Here is a 16,840-nt window from a genome sequence, read left to right as displayed (position 1 = left end):
AGTGTGACGGGCGTCGCATCCTACTGAACGTCAGGTATCGGATCGGCGCCCCGATATCTGAAACGGCGTCACCTCTACTCCATCCTCCCCAGCGCCTCCCGTGCCCGTCGCACGTCCTGGCGCCGCTGCTCGTAGGTCGCGCCCAGCGCGAGCAGCAGCAGCCCGGCGAGCGCGGGCGGCACCCAGCGGGGCAGGACGCCGGCCACCTGGACCAGATACGGGGCGAGTTCGTGCAGCGTGTCCAGGAGCAGCACCGAGCCGCCCACGACCAGGGGCGCCAGCAGGTGGTGACGGGCGCCGAGCAGGGTGACGAGCAGGGCCGCCGCGCCCAGCAGCAGCGGGCGGTGCCAGTGCGCGTCGCCCCAGGCCGCGAGCAGGCTCGGCACCAGCGTGACCGCGAGCCCCGGGCCGTACGCCGTCCAGGACGACGCCTGCGGGTCGCGGCGCCTGCGCAGGGCGCCGACCAGCAGCGCCGGCACGCTGACCGGCAGCGTGTACGCCTCGGGCGTGTCGACTCCCGACGCCCCGAGGCGCACCCAGGAGGCCAGGACGAACAGGGCCACGGCGAGATATCCGGCGGAGCGCCGGTCCGCGCGTACGGCCGTGCCCGCGACGATCACCCCGCACAGGGCCAGGACCAGCGCCAGCATCGGCGGGTCGGTGACCGCGAGTCCGACGGCGACCAGTCCCGCCGTACCGCCCGCGATCTCCACCGCGAGACGCGTCGCGCCCTCGACGCGCGGGGCGGACAGCGCCGCGCCCGCCGGTACCAGCAGCACGAGCGGTGCGATGTGGTGCGGCTCCCAGCCCAGCGAGGCGCCGGTGGCGCAGACGAGGCCGGTCGCGTACGCCAGGGCCGTGACGGCCGGGAGCGGCCGGCGGGCGCCGAGGGCGAACAGGACCGTCAGGAAGGCGAGTACCGCGAGGGTCGCCGCCTCGGAGGCGAGTGAGAGAAGGGCGAGGCTCGCCGAGGTGACCACCGCGAGCGTGACCGGTGTGACCCGCTTGAGGGTGAGGAGGGCCGCCGTGGCCGCGGCCAGGGTCAGCAGGGCGGCGGCGTACGGAAGTTGCAGGGTGGCGGGTGTCAGGAGCAGGGCCGCCCAGGTGAGGGCCAGTGCGGTGTCGAGGGCGCGCGGGCGCCAGGGCTCGGCGCGGACCGTCAGGGCGAGGAGGGCGGCGACCAGAAGCAGGACGAGTGGTGCCGTCGCGGTGTCCGACGGCCACGGCACGTCCTCCGTCACCGCGGCCCGCGCGTCCGCCGGAGCGCCCTCCCACGCGCGTGCCACCCAGCCGGCCGGTCCCAGGAGCACCAGGACGAGCATCGGCAGGGTCCACAGCAGGGCGATTCCCTGGACGGCACCAGAGGCCCAGGTGAGGCCACCGCGGATCGCGGCGGGGATCCGGTCGGTCCGCCAGACCGCCAACAGGGCCATTCCGCACACCAGATGGACCGGGACCGTCCACATCTCCGGCAGCGTCACGCGCGGCACCGCGGCGAGCGCCGAGACCGTCAGCAGGCCCCCGGCGATCGAGAGAGCCAGGGGCAGGCCGGGCGTCGCGGAATACCAGGCGGCGGCCAGCGCGATCGCCGCCGCGAGGAGGAGGAGCGCCGCCGCACGGGCGGCGGCGCTCGGGCCGGTGGCCGTCAGGGACAACCAGCCGGCCGCCAGAACGCCCCAGCCGCCCATGCCGTACGCACCCACCGCCGCGACGATGCGTACGGACGCGGCGGTCTTGCGGAGCGCCACAATTGTGTCGAGACCCGCCGTCACCAGCAGCGCGGCCGTGATGCCGTACGGATCCGCGCCGGCCGCCACCACCCCGAGCAGCAGGGGGAGTTGGGCCGCGCCCAGGGCCGCGGGGAGCGGCAGGCGCAGCGCCGGTTCCGCGACCCGGGCCAGGCCCAGCGCGTAGGCCGACCAGAGGGCCGCCAGTACGGCGGACGCGACCGCCGTGTACGCCGTGCCGTCCGTGTCCGCGAGCGCCGCCTCGTGCAGCGCGTACGCGTCCAGGACGGTCAGGGCGAGGCCCAGGCCCGCCACCGACTCGGCCGTCGAGCGCAGGCCCCGCTTCAGCAGCGGGACCGGCACGGCGAGCGTCGCCGCCGTGATCACGCCGAGCACCGCGGCTCGTCCCGCGATGCCCAGGTCGCCCCAGCTGACCAGGGTGAAGGCCGCCGCGGCGAGGGTGAGCAGGGCGCCGCCGAGGAGCAGCAGCACGTTCTGGACGCGCGGTGCGGTGGCCTCGGGGCGCGGTGCGACGGCGGCCTGCGGGAACGGGGCGGCGGCCGGGTGCGGCCGCTTCTCCGGGGTGAGCTGTGCGACCAGCCAGGCGCGGCGCACCAGCAACTGGGTCCGGCGCGCGTCGAGCCACGACAGCTCGGCGTCCAGGAGTCGCAACTCCTCGGCCGGGGGCGGGATCCGTGTCATGCCCTGGAGTGTGGTCCGCGTCACGTCACCCGGCATGAGCGCACATACTCAGAGGAGGTACTCAGATCCGGACCGCGTGACCGACCCTGATCGCCGGGCCTCGATCGCCGGACCTCGACCGGTGGACCTCGACCGGTGGACCTCGACCGGTGGACCTCCACCGATGGACGGAGACGTGCGCCGTGGACTGGACCCACTACCGCTTCCGCACCCTCTGGGCGCTGCCCGCGCCGCCCGGCACGGTCTACGACGTGCTGGAGAACGCCGAGGAGTATCCGCGCTGGTGGCGCCAGGTCCGCGAGGTCGACCGCGTCGACGACACCTCGGGAGTGATCAGGATCCGCTCCTTGCTGCCGTACGACATGGTCTTCACCGCGCGGGAGACGCGCCGCGACCGGGACGCCGGGGTGCTGGAGATCGCCATGGCCGGGGACATCGACGGCTGGGCGCGGTGGACGGTCACCGGGCAGGGGCAGGGGCAGGGGCAGGGGCATGGACAGGGGGCGGGGGCGGGGGCGCTCGCCCGGTACGAGCAGGTGGTCGATGTGCGCAAGCCGCTGCTGCGGAGACTCGCGGTGCCGGGGCGGCCGGTGTTCCGGGCCAACCACGCGCTGATGATGCGGTCGGGGCGGCGCGGACTGCTCGCGCACCTCGAAGCGGTTTGAAGGAACCGTGCGCAGGCCTGTATTGTTCAGTGCGTTCCCGGGCGATTAGCTCAGTGGGAGAGCGCTTCGTTCACACCGAAGAGGTCACTGGTTCGAACCCAGTATCGCCCACGTCCGGGAGAGCGACGTGAGTCCGCAGCAGTGCGGGCCACGTCGCTCTTTTGTTGTGTGCGGCCACAGTGCGACCACTGTGCGACCTGTTCGCGCGCGACCCCGGTGTGCCCGGTGGGACTTCAGGCCGCCGCAGGCAGGCCCGGACGCAGGGGCCATGCCGGATCCACCGCCTCCTCGGTGCCGTTGCGCGCGAACCACGCCTGGAGGCCGCGCGCCTGAGCCGCGTGCCACATCGCCTGCAACGGGTGCAGCTCGGCGGGCGACAGCCGCTCCAGGCGCGCGGCGAAACGACGCCCTATCGCCCGTACGAGATCCAGTGACGCCTGGGCGTCCGCGCCCGCGTCGTGCGCGCCGTCCAGCTCGACGCCGTAGTGCGCGCACAGGTCCGTCAGGGTGCGGCGGCCCTTGCGGTAGCGGTCCAGATGCTTGTCGAGGACCCGCGGATCGAGCACAAGCAGCGGGGTGGCCTCGAACCAGTGGGCGAGCGACGACGCGCGGTGGCGCCGCAGCTCGCGGTCGAGGAGCGTCAGGTCGAACGGTGCGTTCATGACCACCAGCGGGCGTCCCGCGGTGGCCTGTTCGGCCAGCTCCGTGGCTATCTCGTGCATCACCGGCGCAGGCCAGCGGCCGTTGCGCGCGAGATGATCGTCCGTCAGCCCGTGCACCGCGGTGGCGGCTTCGGGCACCGGTACGCCCGGATTCACCAGCCAGCGGCTCAGCCGCGGCCGGCTCCCCGGGCCGTCCTGGACGACGAGGGCGGCCGACACGATGCGGTCGGTCTCGACGTCCACGCCTGTTGTCTCCGTGTCGAATGCCGCCAATGGGCCCTCGTACCAGTACGTCATACGTACACAACTCCTCGTTCACCCGCGGCAGCTGACGTCCCGTCTTCTGCCCGTTTGGTGATACCCGGGCCGTTTGCGCACTACGCCGGAAGGAGACAACAGGAGTACGGGTCACCGCAGTTCAGCGACGCGGTCGGCGACCCGACGCGGGGACATTCACTTTGCCTGGAAGGCTGTTGGTCATGGCGATAGCGCAGCCCGAGCGGGGCGGGCTGCTGCCCGAACGCACGGGCCTCTCTCGCGGTTCACTCGCCACCACCGCCTGCATGGAGACATTGCAGGTGGGCTACTTGCACGCCGTGGCGGCGGCCTCCGGCTGCTCGCTCTCGCAGCCCTTTCCGGACAACGGCATCGACTGGCACGTCAGTCACAGCGCGCCGGGGCACACGGTCGACGACGAGGTCACCATCAAGGTGCAGCTCAAGGCGACGTACCAGATCCCGCCCAACCCGCCCGGCCGCTCCTTCTCCTTCACGCTGGACAACGAGCACCTGCGGAAGCTGGCGCGCACACCCGTCTCGGTGCACAAGATCCTCGTCGTGATGCTGGTGCCGCGGTCCCAGGACGACTGGCTGCGCGCCAGCCACGACCGGCTCGACCTGCGCCACTGCTGCTACTGGGTCAACCTGGCCGGACACCCCATCACGGGCCGGCACCGGACCAACGTACGGATACCGACCGCCAGGATCTTCGACGACCGGGCACTGTGCGAGATCATGACGCGCGTCGGGACGGGAGGCAGACCATGACGCACCGTCCGCTCGACGAGCCCGTACGCCCCGTACGACCACACCCGGTCGACCCGTCCTGGCACCGTCCGCCGGAGCCGGACCAGGTCGACCCCGCCGTGCTCAGCGCCCTGCTGCACCGGCACGGCTGGCAGCGACGCGGCGGCGCCGCCGGACGTTACGGCCGGTGGACCCCGCCCGGGCCCGGCGGCCACGGCACCAGCCTCCTGGTGCCGGAGAGCCGCGCCTTCCCCGACAGCGACGACCTGCTCGGCGAGGCGCTCGTCGCGCTGTCCCGCAGCGCGTCGCCGTCGGCCCGCGAGGTGCTGGTCGGGCTGAGCGTGCCCAGCGACGAGATCCGCTGGTGGCGCGACGTACCGACCGGGCCCGCCGGGGCCGCGCCCTGGACGGTCGAGGAACAGCTGCGGGGCGCCGCCCGGCAGACCCTGCTGGCCGCGGCGCTCGCCACGCGCGCGCGTGCGGGCTACTACGGCAGCCGGCACAAGCGGCCCGCCGCCACGATGCTCGACAACGTGCTGGTCGGGGCCGCGGCGGGCGGCCGTCGGCTGACGGCGTTTGTGCCCGTCGACAGCGGGCGGGCGCTGTCCGAACGGCTGCACCAGGCGTTGTACGCGGCTCGCGAGGCCATCGACTACCAGCGGGCCACCGGCGGCATGGACGCCTTCGACGGGGCCGTCGAGGCGGGTGTGAGCCGTGAGCTCACCGAGGCGCTCATCGCGCTGGTCAGGGGTACGGAGGGGGCGCGTATCGCCGTCGAGTGGGCGCCGGCCGCCGGGGCGCCCGAAGGGGCGGTCGCGCAGGCCGAGGCCGTCGAGTTCTCGCCCGGGGACCTGCCCGTGCTGCGGGAGGCCGGCGCGCGGTATCTGCGGGAGGAACCGTCCGTGCCGGTGCGGATCACGGGGACCGTGGTGCGGATGCGGCGGTCGGAGCCGCGGGGGGACGGGATGGTGCGGCTGCGAGTGCTGGCCGGTGCCGAGATTCCGCAGGTGCGGCTGACTCTGGACGAGGAGGACTACCGGATCGCCGGGCAGGCGCATCTGGTGGGGCTGCCGATTCGTGTGCACGGGCGGTTGGAGAGTCGGGGTGGGTTTCGGCGGTTGAGTGGGGCGGGTGGGGTGGTGCCGGTGCAGGTGGATGAGGCGGAGCGGGATCGGCTGATGAAGTCGCTTCAGGAGAACCTGGAGTTTTTCGAGGAGGCCTGCGGAGGGGACTGAGCGGTTTGCCGGCGGGGGGTGCGTTGTCGGGTGCGGGTGCGTTGTGGCTTGTCGCGCAGTTCCCCGCGCCCCTGGGGGGTGGGGGCTGGGCTTCGGTTTGAGGGTGCGGGTGGGTGGGGGCTTGTTGCGCAGTTCCCCGCGCCCCTGGGGGTGGGGGGCCACTTGGCTGCCTGCTAACCGTTTCGCGGTAGCGGGTGGGGGGTCGGTAGGATCCGTAGGCATTGCCGTGCCTGCGTGTGTGCGCGGGACCCCTTCAGTCAGGAGAGACCGGTGTCAGACGTCCGTGTGATCATCCAACGCGATTCCGAGCGGGAAGAGCGCACGGTGACGACGGGCACCACGGCCGCCGACCTCTTCACCGGCGAGCGCTCGATCATCGCCGCGCGGGTCGGTGGTGAGCTGAAGGACCTCGCCCACGTGGTCGCCGACGGCGACGAGGTCGAGCCCGTCGAGATCACCTCCGAGGACGGGCTGAACATCCTGCGGCACTCCACCGCGCACGTCATGGCGCAGGCCGTGCAGGAGCTCTTCCCCGAGGCCAAGCTGGGCATCGGCCCGCCCGTCAAGGACGGCTTCTACTACGACTTCGACGTCGAGAAGCCCTTCACGCCGGAGGACCTCAAGGCCGTCGAGAAGAAGATGCAGGAGATCCAGAAGCGGGGGCAGCGCTTCTCGCGTCGTGTGGTGACCGACGAGGCCGCCCGCGAGGAGCTCGCCGACGAGCCGTACAAGCTCGAACTGATCGGGCTGAAGGGCTCGGCGTCCAGCGACGACGGCGCGGACGTCGAGGTCGGCGCCGGTGAGCTGACCATCTACGACAACCTGGACGCCAAGACCGGCGAGCTGTGCTGGAAGGACCTGTGCCGCGGTCCCCACCTGCCCTCGACCCGCCTGATTCCCGCGTTCAAGCTGATGCGCAACGCCGCCGCCTACTGGCGCGGCAGCGAGAAGAACCCGATGCTCCAGCGCATCTACGGCACCGCCTGGCCGTCGAAGGACGAGCTGAAGGCGTATCTGGACTTCCTCGCCGAGGCCGAGAAGCGCGACCACCGCAAGCTGGGCAGCGAGCTGGACCTGTTCTCCATCCCGGAGCAGATCGGCTCCGGCCTCGCCGTCTTCCACCCCAAGGGCGGCATCGTCCGCCGCGTGATGGAGGACTACTCGCGCCGCCGCCACGAGGAGGAGGGCTACGAGTTCGTCTACACCCCGCACGCCACGAAGGGGAAGCTCTTCGAGACGTCGGGCCACCTCGACTGGTACGCCGACGGCATGTACCCGCCCATGCAGCTCGACGAGGGCGTGGACTACTACCTGAAGCCCATGAACTGCCCGATGCACAACCTGATCTTCGACGCACGCGGCCGTTCCTACCGTGAACTGCCCCTGCGCCTCTTCGAGTTCGGGACCGTGTACCGGTACGAGAAGTCGGGCGTCGTGCACGGCCTGACCCGGGCCCGCGGCTTCACGCAGGACGATGCGCACATCTACTGCACCCGCGAGCAGATGTCGGAGGAGCTCGACAAGACACTCACCTTCGTCCTCGGCCTGCTGCGGGACTACGGCCTGACCGACTTCTACCTGGAGCTGTCCACCAAGGACCCGGAGAAGTTCGTCGGCTCCGACGAGGCCTGGGAAGAGGCGACCGAGACGCTGCGCCAGGTCGCCGAGAAGCAGGGGCTGCCCCTGGTGCCCGACCCGGGCGGTGCCGCCTTCTACGGGCCGAAGATCTCCGTGCAGACCAAGGACGCCATCGGCCGCACCTGGCAGATGTCGACCATCCAGCTCGACTTCAACCTGCCCGAGCGGTTCGACCTGGAGTACACCTCCGCCGACGGCACCAAGCAGCGTCCGGTGATGATCCACCGCGCGCTCTTCGGCTCCATCGAGCGCTTCTTCGCGGTGCTCCTCGAGCACTACGCGGGCGCGTTCCCGGCGTGGCTCGCGCCCGTGCAGGCGGTCGGCATCCCGATCGGCGACGCGCACATCGAGTACCTGGAGCAGTTCGCCGCGGCCGCGAAGAAGAAGGGCCTGCGGATCGAGGTCGACTCCTCCTCGGACCGGATGCAGAAGAAGATCCGCAACGCCCAGAAGGCCAAGGTGCCGTTCATGGTCATCGCGGGCGACGAGGACATGGCCAACGGCGCGGTGTCCTTCCGCTACCGCGACGGCTCCCAGGAGAACGGCATCCCCGTCGAGGCGGCCATCGAGAAGATCGCGAAGGTCGTGGAGGAGCGGACGCAGGTCTGATCCGCCACCGGTGGGAAGCAGGCCCCCGGGACGTCAGCGTCCCGGGGGCCTCTCCTCGTTCCCGCGCGCGAAACGCTGGATCAGCCACGACGAGAACGACCCCGTGACCGTGCCCAGCAGGGCCAGGCCGCAGGCCATCATGGCGACCGCGATCAGCCGGCCCAGCGGAGTCACCGGCGCGATGTCGCCGTAGCCGACGGTCGCCAGCGTCGAGCACGTCCACCACACCGCGTCCCCGAACGTCCGCATCGTCGCGCCCGGGGCGCCGCGCTCCTGGTGGTAGACGGCGAGCGCGCCGGCGAATCCGACCAGGCCGGTGGCCAGGCCCGCGTAGACCATCACCCGCCCGTACAGCGGGAGGCGTGGTCTGCCGTGCCGGCGCTGTACGGCGTCGTAGACCCGGACGATCCGCAGCGGGCGCAGCAGCGGCAACAGCAGGACCAGGGTGTCCAGGCCATGGGTCCGTACGAAGCCCGGGCCGTGGCCGCTCAGCCGCCAGCGCACCGCGTAGTCGACGGCGAACAGCGCCCAGGCCGCCAGCAGCACGGCCAGGCACAGGTCCCGCCACACCGGGGCCAGACCCGGCGCCAGAACGCGGATCGCGTACGCGGCGAGGTAGACGAGTGACGCCACGGCGAGCGGCAACTCGGTACGGTCCTCCCAGCGGGCCGCGCGGCCGGTGTCGTCCATCGGGCCAGCTTGGCCGGGGTGGCTTTCCGCGAGCCCCGGCGACACGCCGCGAACGGGCGAAGCCATATGCTCTCCTGCATGACCAGTGAGCCGGAGCAGCAGATCGGAGTGGGGACGCAGGACGCGTTCCAGCGCCTGTGGACGCCCCACCGGATGGCCTACATCCAGGGCGAGAACAAGCCGAGCGGTCCGGGTGCCGAGGACGGCTGCCCCTTCTGCTCGCTGCCGGCCAAATCCGACGAGGACGGGCTGATCGTCAGGCGCGGCGAGCAGGTGTACGCGGTGCTCAACCTGTACCCGTACAACGGCGGCCATCTGATGACCGTGCCCTACCGTCACGTCGCCGACTACACCGATCTGACGGTCGAGGAGACCGCGGAGCTGGCGGAGCTGACGAAGCAGGCGATGACCGCCCTGCGGACGGCGTCCGGCGCGCACGGGTTCAACATCGGGATGAACCAGGGGAGTGTGGCGGGGGCCGGGATCGCCGCGCATCTGCATCAGCACATCGTGCCGCGCTGGGGTGGGGACACGAACTTCATGCCCGTCGTGGGGCATACGCGGGTGCTGCCGCAACTGCTGGCCGACACCCGCAAGATGCTGGCGGATGCCTGGCCCTCCGCGGCCTGAGGCGAACCGTGGTACGCCGGTGCCCGGCGCGGTCGCCGGGCCCCCTCGTGCTACGCGTCGTACAGGTCCGCCTTCCGCGGTGACGGGTCTTGGACCGCCGAGGACAGGAACGCCGAGCGGGCGCCGAACTTGTCGGTGTCCACGCCGTTCTCCTCCAGGACGCGGATCGCCGCGGAGTGGACCACACGCAGGACCGGGGTCGCGGCGCGCAGCGCGTCGTCGGCCATGAAGCGGTGGCGCCAGGGCTGGTCGGCCCAGGCGTGGCGGAGGCCGAAGGGCTCGGGCAGGCCCACCGAGCCGCCCAGCCAGTTCAGCAGCGGGGGATACCAGGTCAGGGGCGCGCGGACCGCGAGCCGTACCACCTCGTTGGTCGAGACCAGGGGCAGCTTCACCGTGCGGTTCTCCCACGGCTTGAGCGACTTCTGGACCTGCTTGGTGGGCGCCTCGGACTTGGTCGTGAACAGGGAGTTCACCGGGCCGAGCGCGTGCCCGGTCACCTCGATGCGCAGGGTCGCGTGCAGTACGGTCACCGTGATCAGCATGGTGATGACCAACTGCCCGTCCCACAGTGTCCACTGCACACCGAGGTAGTGCCGGTCGCCGGCGCCGAACTGCTGCTTGTTGCAGATGTCCTGTATGGCGTGCTGCTTGATCTGGAAGGCCTCGACGTCCGTGCCCTCCGGGCGGGACACACCCTTGGCGTTCTCCCCGATCGGGGTCACGATCCAGTGGCGTATCGAAGGCTTGGGGAAACCGCCGGTGTTGAGCGGGCCGCGCTCCAGCATGCGCAGCTGGTCGTGGATCGAGCGTATGACGTCCCAGCTGCGGAACGGGTGGATCTCCCGGTCGGAGTCCTTCGGCACCAGGTCCTCGGCGAGCTGCCAGGCGCCCCAGCGGGTGCCCATGCCGAGTATGCCCTTGGGGCCGGCGTAGAACACGGAGTTGGACTGCTGCTCGGCGCTGAGCCGGGCCAGCGACTGGCGCAGTTGCTCGGCCGCGGTCTCGCCGGGGTTGGTCGGCACCGCCTCGGGCACCTTGGCGCCGACGCTGCCGCCGGAGAGCAGGCTGTCCCAGCGCTCGCGGAGGTCCTTCGCGGTGTACTCGCAGATCCGCTTGGCCCAGAACCAGCCGATCACCGGCATCACGACCGTCGCCCGCGCGTACCAGCCCCAGAAGCCGTCGAACGGCATCCGGACCAGGAAGATCACGGCCAGCACGCCCACGGCCACCAGCAACGCGGTGCCGAGCGCGGACGCCCGCTTGTCGTCCCGCCGGTCGATGGTCGCGCGGATCTGGAAGACCAGCAGCCACAGCAGCATGCCGGGCAGGAACAGCAGCCCGCAGACCACCGTGATCGCGGTCAGCCTGTTGTCCCGCTCGCGCCGGATCCGGTTGGCCGCGAGGCAGTGCTCGACGACCACCTGGGGCTCGGCGCCGAAGGACTGGATCAGCGGCGCACGGCCCTTGCCCAGCATCCGGTCCACCACCGCGCGGGAGAACGCCTCGCCCAGGTTGGGCCGGAAGATCGCCGCCCACTTGCGGCCCGGCTTCACCGTCGACTGGTGCCAGTCGTTGTCGGCCTTCTTGATGTCCTCCACCGGGCCGTCCCGGTAGGCGGCCGAGGCCAGCGCCGACGTCGGTGCCTGCCCGCCGTCGCCCGTGCGGGGCACCTGTGGTCCGAAGATGTCCGCGTAACCGCCGTCAACGGTCATTCCCGCCCCCGATCGCCGCGCACTGTCGCCTCTGCGGCACTTCCCGACTTCCGCGCCTCGCACACCTGTTGGCCGGTCGTACGTTCCGCACGATCACCCCACCCGATCACGTGATCAGCGTATCCCCAGCCACTGACATCCGTCGGCGGACGACCGAAGCCGCCCGCCGGTCAGGAGCGGAGCGTTCCGGAACGCGCCCCGTGGCGTGGGGCCGCGAGCCCCCGCCCCAGAGGGACTTGTGCCCGTCCGGGCCCAACTCCTAGCCGTCTCCGGCCTGTTCGCGGACCCGTTCGGCGACCTGCGGGGGCATTGGTTCGTGCCGGGCGTACGCGCGGTCGAAGCGCGCCGTGCCGTGCGACAGGGAGCGCAGATCGACGGCGTACCGGCCGATCTCGATCTCGGGCACCTCGGCCCGGACCAGCGTCCGCCCGCCGCTGGTCTGCTCCGTGCCCAGCACCCGGCCGCGCCGCCCGGACAGATCGCTCATCACGGCGCCCACGTAGTCGTCGCCGACCAGCACGGTCACCTCGGCGACCGGCTCCAGGAGATGGATCCTCGTGTCGGACGCGGCCTCGCGCAGCGCCAGCGCGCCGGCCGTCTGGAACGCGGCGTCGGAGGAGTCCACGGAGTGCGCCTTGCCGTCCAGCAGCGTGACCCGTACGTCGACCAGCGGATAGCCGGCCGCGACCCCCTTGCCGGCCTGGGCGCGTACGCCCTTCTCGACGGACGGGATGAACTGCCGCGGCACCGCCCCGCCGACCACCTTGTCGACGAACTCGATCCCCGAGCCGTTCGGCAGCGGCTCGACCTCGATCTCGCAGATCGCGTACTGCCCGTGCCCGCCGGACTGCTTCACGTGCCGCCCGCGCCCGGCCGACCGGTCCGCGAACGTCTCCCGCAGCGACACCTTGTGCGGTACGAGGTCCACCTGGACGCCGTACCGGGTGCGCAGCCGTTCCAGGGCCACGTCCGCGTGCGCCTCGCCCAGGCACCACAGCACGACCTGGTGGGTGGACTGGTTCTGCTCCAGGCGCATGGTCGGGTCCTCGGCGACCAGCCGGGACAGGCCCTGCGAGAGCTTGTCCTCGTCCGCCTTGCTGTGCGCCTGGATCGCCAGCGGCAGCAGCGGGTCCGGCATCTGCCAGGGCTCCATCAGCAGCGGGTCGTCCTTGGCCGACAGGGTGTCGCCGGTCTCCGCGCGGTTGAGTTTCGCCACGCTCGCCAGGTCGCCCGCGATGCAGTGCGACAGCACCCGCTGCTGCTTGCCGAACGGGGCCGACAGGGCGCCGACGCGCTCGTCGACATCATGGTCCTCGTGTCCGCGGTCGGCGAGCCCGTGCCCGGAGACGTGCACCGTCTCGTCGGGCCGCAGCGTCCCGGAGAAGACCCGCACCAGCGAGACCCGGCCGACGTACGGGTCGGACGCCGTCTTCACGACCTCGGCGACCAGCGGACCGCCCGGATCGCACAGCTTCAGCTCGCGCGGCCTGCCGTCGACCGTGGTGACCCGGGGCGCCTGCCGCTCCAGCGGCGTCGGGAACCCGCCGGTGACCAGTTCGAGCAGCTCGACCGTGCCGAGGCCCTGACGGGCGCCGGCGGCCGCGGGGGCGGCGGCGAGGACGGGGAAGAAGATGCCGCGCGCGACGGCCCGCTCCAGATCGTCGACGAGTGTCTTGACGTCGATCGGCTCGCCGCCGACGTACCGGTCCATGAGGGTCTCGTCCTCGCTCTCGGCGATGATTCCCTCGATCAGCCGGTTGCGGGCCTCCTCGATCAGCGGCAGCTGGTCGGCGCCCGGCTGGGACTCGGTACGCGCGCCGGACGAGTAGTCGAACAGGGTCTGTGACAGCAGCCCGATCAGCCCGGTCACCGGGGCGTGTCCGTCGGGACCGGCGGGGCCGTGCAGGGGCAGATACAGCGGCAGTACGGCGTCCGGGTCGTCCGCGCCGAAGGCCTCCGCGCAGATCCGCGTCATCTCCCCGAAGTCCGCCCGCGCGGACTCCAGGTGCGTGACCACGATGGCGCGCGGCATACCGACGGCCGCGCACTCCTCCCACACCATGCGGGTCGAGCCGTCCACGCCGTCCGAGGCGGAGACAACGAAAAGGGCCGCGTCCGCGGCTCGCAGACCGGCCCTGAGTTCCCCGACGAAGTCGGCGTATCCGGGTGTGTCGAGGAGGTTGACCTTGATGCCGTTCCACTCGACCGGCACCAGGGAGAGCTGTACCGAGCGTTGTTGACGGTGCTCGATCTCGTCGTAGTCCGAGACGGTCGCGCCGTCCTCCACGCGGCCCGCCCGGTTCAGTGCCCCCGCCGTCAGCGCGAGAGCCTCCACCAGAGTCGTCTTGCCCGAGCCGGAGTGGCCGACCAGCACGACATTCCGTACGGATGTGGGGTGGTCGGCCGCCGCTGCTCTGCCGGCGGCTCCGGGATGTGCGTTCGCCTTGTCGCCCATGGCCTTGCCTCCCGTGCGCGGTGAGGTCGTCGAGGGCGCGGACACGCGGGGCCGCGTGCGGTGGCGGCTCCTTCGACGCCCGCGGTCCTTCGAGCTTTCCACTCCCGTCACGGTGCGTCCATACAAGCGACGCGAACCCGCCTCCGGGCGCCCCCTGCGGGCCACTCGCCGCACACCGTCACCCGCTGTGGGTGCCCGGCGGTCGTACAAGCGCGCGCGTGGCTACGATGGGCCAGCCGGCGGCCAGCAGGGCCGGGCGGCGCCAGAGACCCTCGGGAAGGCCATGCTGAACAAGTACGCGCGTGCATTCTTCACGCGTGTCCTCACTCCTTTCGCCGCGTTTCTGATCCGGCGGGGCGTGAGCCCCGACACGGTCACGCTGATCGGCACCGCCGGCGTGATGGCGGGCGCGCTGGTCTTCTATCCCAGGGGAGAGTTCTTCTGGGGCACGATCGTGATCACCCTCTTCGTCTTCTCCGACCTGGTCGACGGCAACATGGCCCGCCAGCTCGGCCGCTCCAGCCGCTGGGGCGCGTTCCTCGACTCCACCCTCGACCGGGTCGCCGACGGTGCCGTCTTCGGCGGCTTCGCCCTCTGGTACGCGGGCAACGGGGACAACAACGTCCTGTGCGCGGTGTCCATCTTCTGCCTGGCCAGCGGCCAGGTGGTGTCGTACACCAAGGCGCGCGGCGAGTCGATCGGCCTGCCGGTCGCCGTCAACGGTCTTGTCGAGCGCGCCGAGCGCCTGGTGATCTCGCTGGTCGCGGCCGGTCTCGCCGGCTTCGAGACGTTCGGTGTGCCCGGCATCCACGTACTGCTGCCCATCGCCCTGTGGATCGTGGCCGTCGGCAGCCTGGTGACACTCGTCCAGCGGGTCGTCACGGTCCGCCGCGAGTCGGCCGAGGCGGAGGCGGAGGCGGCCGAGGACGCCGCGCCCGGCGCCACGGCCCAGGAGAACGCCTCCCACGGGAGCGAGGCGGCGAAATGAGCACACGGGAGCGACTGACCGACGCGCTGTACGGCCTCGGCTGGAGCACCGTGAAGAAGCTCCCCGAGCCCGTCGCGGTCCGGCTCGGCAACGCGGTCGCCGACCTGGCCTGGAAGCGGCGCGGCAAGGGCGTCAGGCGCCTGGAGAGCAACTACGCGCGCGTGGTGCCCGACGCGGGCCCCGAGCGGCTCGCGCAACTGTCCCGCGCGGGCATGCGTTCGTACCTGCGCTACTGGATGGAGTCCTTCCGGCTGCCCGCCTGGAGCCCGGAGCGGATCAGGACCGGCTTCGCCGTCAAGGACGTGCACCACCTCACCGACGGCCTCGCCTCCGGCCGGGGCGTCATCCTCGCGCTGCCCCACCTGGGCAACTGGGACCTGGCCGGCGCCTGGGTCACCACCGAACTGAAGACCCCGTTCACCACGGTGGCCGAACGGCTCAAGCCGGAGACGCTGTACGACCGCTTCGTCGCCTACCGCGAGGGCCTCGGCATGGAGGTCCTGCCGCACAGCGGCGGCACGGCCTTCGGCACGCTCGCCAGGCGGCTGCGCGACGGCGGCCTGGTCTGCCTGGTCTCCGACCGCGACCTGTCCGCGTCCGGTGTCGAGGTCGACTTCTTCGGCGAGACCGCGCGGATGCCCGCGGGACCCGCACTGCTCGCCCAGCAGACAGGCTGTCTCCTGCTGCCCGTCACCCTCTGGTACGACGGCTCGCCCATCATGCGGGGGCAGGTGCATCCCCCGATCGAGGTACCCGAGTCAGGTACCCGCACCGAGAAGACGTCTGTCATGACACAGGCGCTGGCCGATGCCTTCGCCTCGGGGATCGCCGAGCATCCGGAGGACTGGCACATGCTTCAGCGGTTGTGGGTCAAGGATCTCGAACCCCGTACGTCGGGCGGGGAGAGCACGTGAGAATCGGCATCGTCTGCCCGTACTCCTGGGACGTGCCGGGCGGCGTCCAGTTCCACATCCGCGATCTGGCCGAGTACTTCATCCGCCTCGGACACGAGGTCTCCGTCCTCGCCCCGGCCGACGACGACACCCCCCTGCCGCCGTACGTCGTCTCCGCGGGCCGCGCCGTCCCGGTGCCGTACAACGGCTCGGTGGCCCGGCTCAACTTCGGCTTCCTGTCCGCCACGCGCGTGCGGCGCTGGCTGCACGACGGCGCGTTCGACGTCGTGCACATCCACGAGCCCACCTCGCCCTCTCTCGGCCTGCTCACCTGCTGGGCGGCCCAGGGCCCGATCGTGGCCACGTTCCACACGTCCAACCCGCGCTCGCGCGCGATGATCGCCGCCTACGCCATCCTCCAGGCGGCGCTGGAGAAGATCAGCGCCCGGATCGCCGTGAGCGAGTACGCGCGGCGCACCCTCGTCGAGCACCTCGGCGGCGACGCCGTGGTCATCCCGAACGGCGTGGACGTCGACTTCTTCGCCCGCGCGGAGCCCAATCCCGCCTGGCAGGGCGACACGATCGGCTTCGTCGGCCGGATCGACGAACCCCGCAAGGGCCTGCCGGTGCTGATGCGTGCCCTGCCGCGGATACTCGCCGAGCGCCCGCAGACCCGGCTGCTGGTGGCCGGCCGCGGCGACGAGGAGCAGGCCGTCTCCGGGCTGCCGGCCGAACTCCGCTCCCGCGTCGAGTTCCTCGGCATGATCAGCGACGAGGACAAGGCCCGCTTCCTGCGCAGCGTCGACCTGTACGTCGCCCCCAACACCGGCGGCGAGAGCTTCGGCATCATCCTCGTCGAGGCCATGTCAGCGGGCGCACCGGTCCTCGCCTCCGACCTCGACGCGTTCGCCCAGGTCCTCGACCAGGGCGCGGCCGGCGAACTCTTCACCAACGAGGACCCGGAGGCCCTGGCCAAGAACGCCCTGCGCCTGCTGTCCGACCCGGCCCGCCGCACCGAACTCCGCGAACGCGGCAGCGCCCACGTCCGCCGCTTCGACTGGTCGACGGTCGGCGCGGACATCCTGTCGGTGTACGAGACGGTGACGGCGGGCGCGGCGGCGGTGGCGACGGACGAGCGGGCGCCGGGGACGGGGTTGAGGGCACGGCTGGGCCTCGTACGAGACTGACGGCGCCGCTTCCGAGACCGAG

General features: G+C 71.8%; 13 protein-coding genes and 1 tRNA gene. 9 read left to right on the top strand and 5 right to left on the bottom strand.

Annotated features, from left to right (window positions below):
* Nucleotides 1–74: 74 nt before the first annotated feature.
* Nucleotides 75–2,429, bottom strand: a complete 2,355-nt coding sequence (locus ACIQAC_RS20275) for an SCO7613 C-terminal domain-containing membrane protein (RefSeq protein ID WP_402193001.1) — start codon at nucleotides 2,427–2,429, stop codon at nucleotides 75–77.
* A gap of 182 nt (nucleotides 2,430–2,611) precedes the next feature.
* Here ACIQAC_RS20275 and ACIQAC_RS20270 point away from each other — a divergent pair, with 182 nt between their 5' ends.
* Together ACIQAC_RS20270 and ACIQAC_RS20265 are read left to right on the top strand one after the other, a co-directional pair.
* Entirely contained in the window at nucleotides 2,612–3,094 is a 483-nt protein-coding gene (locus ACIQAC_RS20270) for an SRPBCC family protein (protein WP_402193000.1), read from the top strand.
* 39 nt (nucleotides 3,095–3,133) lie between these two features.
* A tRNA-Val gene (locus tag ACIQAC_RS20265) sits at nucleotides 3,134–3,205 on the top strand.
* Nucleotides 3,206–3,327: 122 nt separating this feature from the next.
* Here ACIQAC_RS20265 and ACIQAC_RS20260 read toward each other — a convergent pair.
* Nucleotides 3,328–4,053 carry a 3'-5' exonuclease gene (locus tag ACIQAC_RS20260; RefSeq protein WP_402192999.1) on the bottom strand — a complete coding sequence of 242 codons (726 nt, stop codon included), beginning with the start codon at nucleotides 4,051–4,053 and terminating at the stop codon, nucleotides 3,328–3,330.
* 182 nt (nucleotides 4,054–4,235) lie between these two features.
* On the opposite strand from ACIQAC_RS20260, the gene ACIQAC_RS20255 reads away from it, so the two are divergent.
* From ACIQAC_RS20255 to thrS, 3 genes are all read left to right on the top strand, one after another.
* Entirely contained in the window at nucleotides 4,236–4,802 is a 567-nt protein-coding gene (locus tag ACIQAC_RS20255) for a DUF4365 domain-containing protein (protein WP_402192997.1), read from the top strand.
* On the top strand, nucleotides 4,799–6,016 hold the full coding sequence (locus ACIQAC_RS20250) for a hypothetical protein (protein WP_402192996.1): 1,218 nt from the start codon (nucleotides 4,799–4,801) through the stop codon (nucleotides 6,014–6,016). The genes ACIQAC_RS20255 and ACIQAC_RS20250 overlap by 4 nt, the downstream gene beginning before the upstream one ends.
* Before the next feature lie 270 nt (nucleotides 6,017–6,286).
* On the top strand, nucleotides 6,287–8,263 hold the full coding sequence (thrS, locus tag ACIQAC_RS20245) for a threonine--tRNA ligase (protein WP_402192995.1): 1,977 nt from the start codon (nucleotides 6,287–6,289) through the stop codon (nucleotides 8,261–8,263).
* Nucleotides 8,264–8,296: 33 nt separating this feature from the next.
* Here thrS and ACIQAC_RS20240 read toward each other — a convergent pair whose 3' ends face one another.
* Nucleotides 8,297–8,953 (bottom strand): potassium channel family protein, encoded by a 657-nt coding sequence (locus ACIQAC_RS20240; RefSeq protein ID WP_402192993.1) that lies wholly within the window; start codon nucleotides 8,951–8,953, stop codon nucleotides 8,297–8,299.
* A 66-nt stretch (nucleotides 8,954–9,019) separates the two neighbouring features.
* Between ACIQAC_RS20240 and ACIQAC_RS20235 the strand changes: the two genes are divergently transcribed.
* The gene (locus tag ACIQAC_RS20235; protein WP_402192991.1) at nucleotides 9,020–9,583 is read left to right on the top strand and encodes an HIT family protein; all 564 of its coding nucleotides are present in this window, start codon (nucleotides 9,020–9,022) and stop codon (nucleotides 9,581–9,583) included.
* 50 nt (nucleotides 9,584–9,633) lie between these two features.
* On the opposite strand, the gene ACIQAC_RS20230 is transcribed toward ACIQAC_RS20235, so the two are convergent.
* The gene (locus ACIQAC_RS20230; protein ID WP_402192989.1) at nucleotides 9,634–11,295 is read right to left on the bottom strand and encodes a hypothetical protein; all 1,662 of its coding nucleotides are present in this window, start codon (nucleotides 11,293–11,295) and stop codon (nucleotides 9,634–9,636) included.
* Nucleotides 11,296–11,554: 259 nt separating this feature from the next.
* Nucleotides 11,555–13,750, bottom strand: a complete 2,196-nt coding sequence (locus ACIQAC_RS20225) for an elongation factor G-like protein EF-G2 (protein WP_402192988.1) — start codon at nucleotides 13,748–13,750, stop codon at nucleotides 11,555–11,557.
* A gap of 283 nt (nucleotides 13,751–14,033) precedes the next feature.
* On the opposite strand from ACIQAC_RS20225, the gene pgsA reads away from it, so the two are divergent.
* The 3 genes from pgsA to ACIQAC_RS20210 are packed head-to-tail and all read left to right on the top strand — an operon-like array spanning nucleotide 14,034 to nucleotide 16,818.
* Nucleotides 14,034–14,738 (top strand): phosphatidylinositol phosphate synthase, encoded by a 705-nt coding sequence (gene pgsA / locus ACIQAC_RS20220; protein WP_402192987.1) that lies wholly within the window; start codon nucleotides 14,034–14,036, stop codon nucleotides 14,736–14,738.
* On the top strand, nucleotides 14,735–15,652 hold the full coding sequence (locus ACIQAC_RS20215) for a phosphatidylinositol mannoside acyltransferase (protein WP_402192985.1): 918 nt from the start codon (nucleotides 14,735–14,737) through the stop codon (nucleotides 15,650–15,652). The genes pgsA and ACIQAC_RS20215 overlap by 4 nt, the downstream gene beginning before the upstream one ends.
* The gene (locus ACIQAC_RS20210; RefSeq protein WP_402192984.1) at nucleotides 15,649–16,818 is read left to right on the top strand and encodes a glycosyltransferase family 4 protein; all 1,170 of its coding nucleotides are present in this window, start codon (nucleotides 15,649–15,651) and stop codon (nucleotides 16,816–16,818) included. Before ACIQAC_RS20215 ends, ACIQAC_RS20210 begins: the two co-directional genes overlap by 4 nt.
* The last annotated feature ends 22 nt before the right edge of the window (nucleotides 16,819–16,840 follow it).

The organism is Streptomyces sp. NPDC088387, assembly GCF_044753385.1.
Classification (GTDB): Bacteria; Actinomycetota; Actinomycetes; order Streptomycetales; family Streptomycetaceae; genus Streptomyces.
Note: the sequence above shows the minus strand (reverse complement) of the source record. Positions and strands in the feature narration are given on the sequence as shown.

Excerpts from the sequence above, each read along its gene's own strand:
- ACIQAC_RS20230 (WP_402192989.1), bottom strand. The coding sequence starts at position 11,295 with ATGACCGTTGACGGCGGTTACGCGGACATCTTCGGACCACAGGTGCCC.
- ACIQAC_RS20215 (WP_402192985.1), top strand. The coding sequence starts at position 14,735 with ATGAGCACACGGGAGCGACTGACCGACGCGCTGTACGGCCTCGGCTGG.
- ACIQAC_RS20250 (WP_402192996.1), top strand. The coding sequence starts at position 4,799 with ATGACGCACCGTCCGCTCGACGAGCCCGTACGCCCCGTACGACCACAC.
- ACIQAC_RS20255 (WP_402192997.1), top strand. The coding sequence starts at position 4,236 with ATGGCGATAGCGCAGCCCGAGCGGGGCGGGCTGCTGCCCGAACGCACG.
- ACIQAC_RS20225 (WP_402192988.1), bottom strand. The coding sequence starts at position 13,750 with ATGGGCGACAAGGCGAACGCACATCCCGGAGCCGCCGGCAGAGCAGCG.
- ACIQAC_RS20235 (WP_402192991.1), top strand. The coding sequence starts at position 9,020 with ATGCTCTCCTGCATGACCAGTGAGCCGGAGCAGCAGATCGGAGTGGGG.
- pgsA (WP_402192987.1), top strand. The coding sequence starts at position 14,034 with ATGCTGAACAAGTACGCGCGTGCATTCTTCACGCGTGTCCTCACTCCT.
- ACIQAC_RS20260 (WP_402192999.1), bottom strand. The coding sequence starts at position 4,053 with ATGACGTACTGGTACGAGGGCCCATTGGCGGCATTCGACACGGAGACA.
- ACIQAC_RS20240 (WP_402192993.1), bottom strand. The coding sequence starts at position 8,953 with ATGGACGACACCGGCCGCGCGGCCCGCTGGGAGGACCGTACCGAGTTG.
- ACIQAC_RS20275 (WP_402193001.1), bottom strand. The coding sequence starts at position 2,429 with ATGACACGGATCCCGCCCCCGGCCGAGGAGTTGCGACTCCTGGACGCC.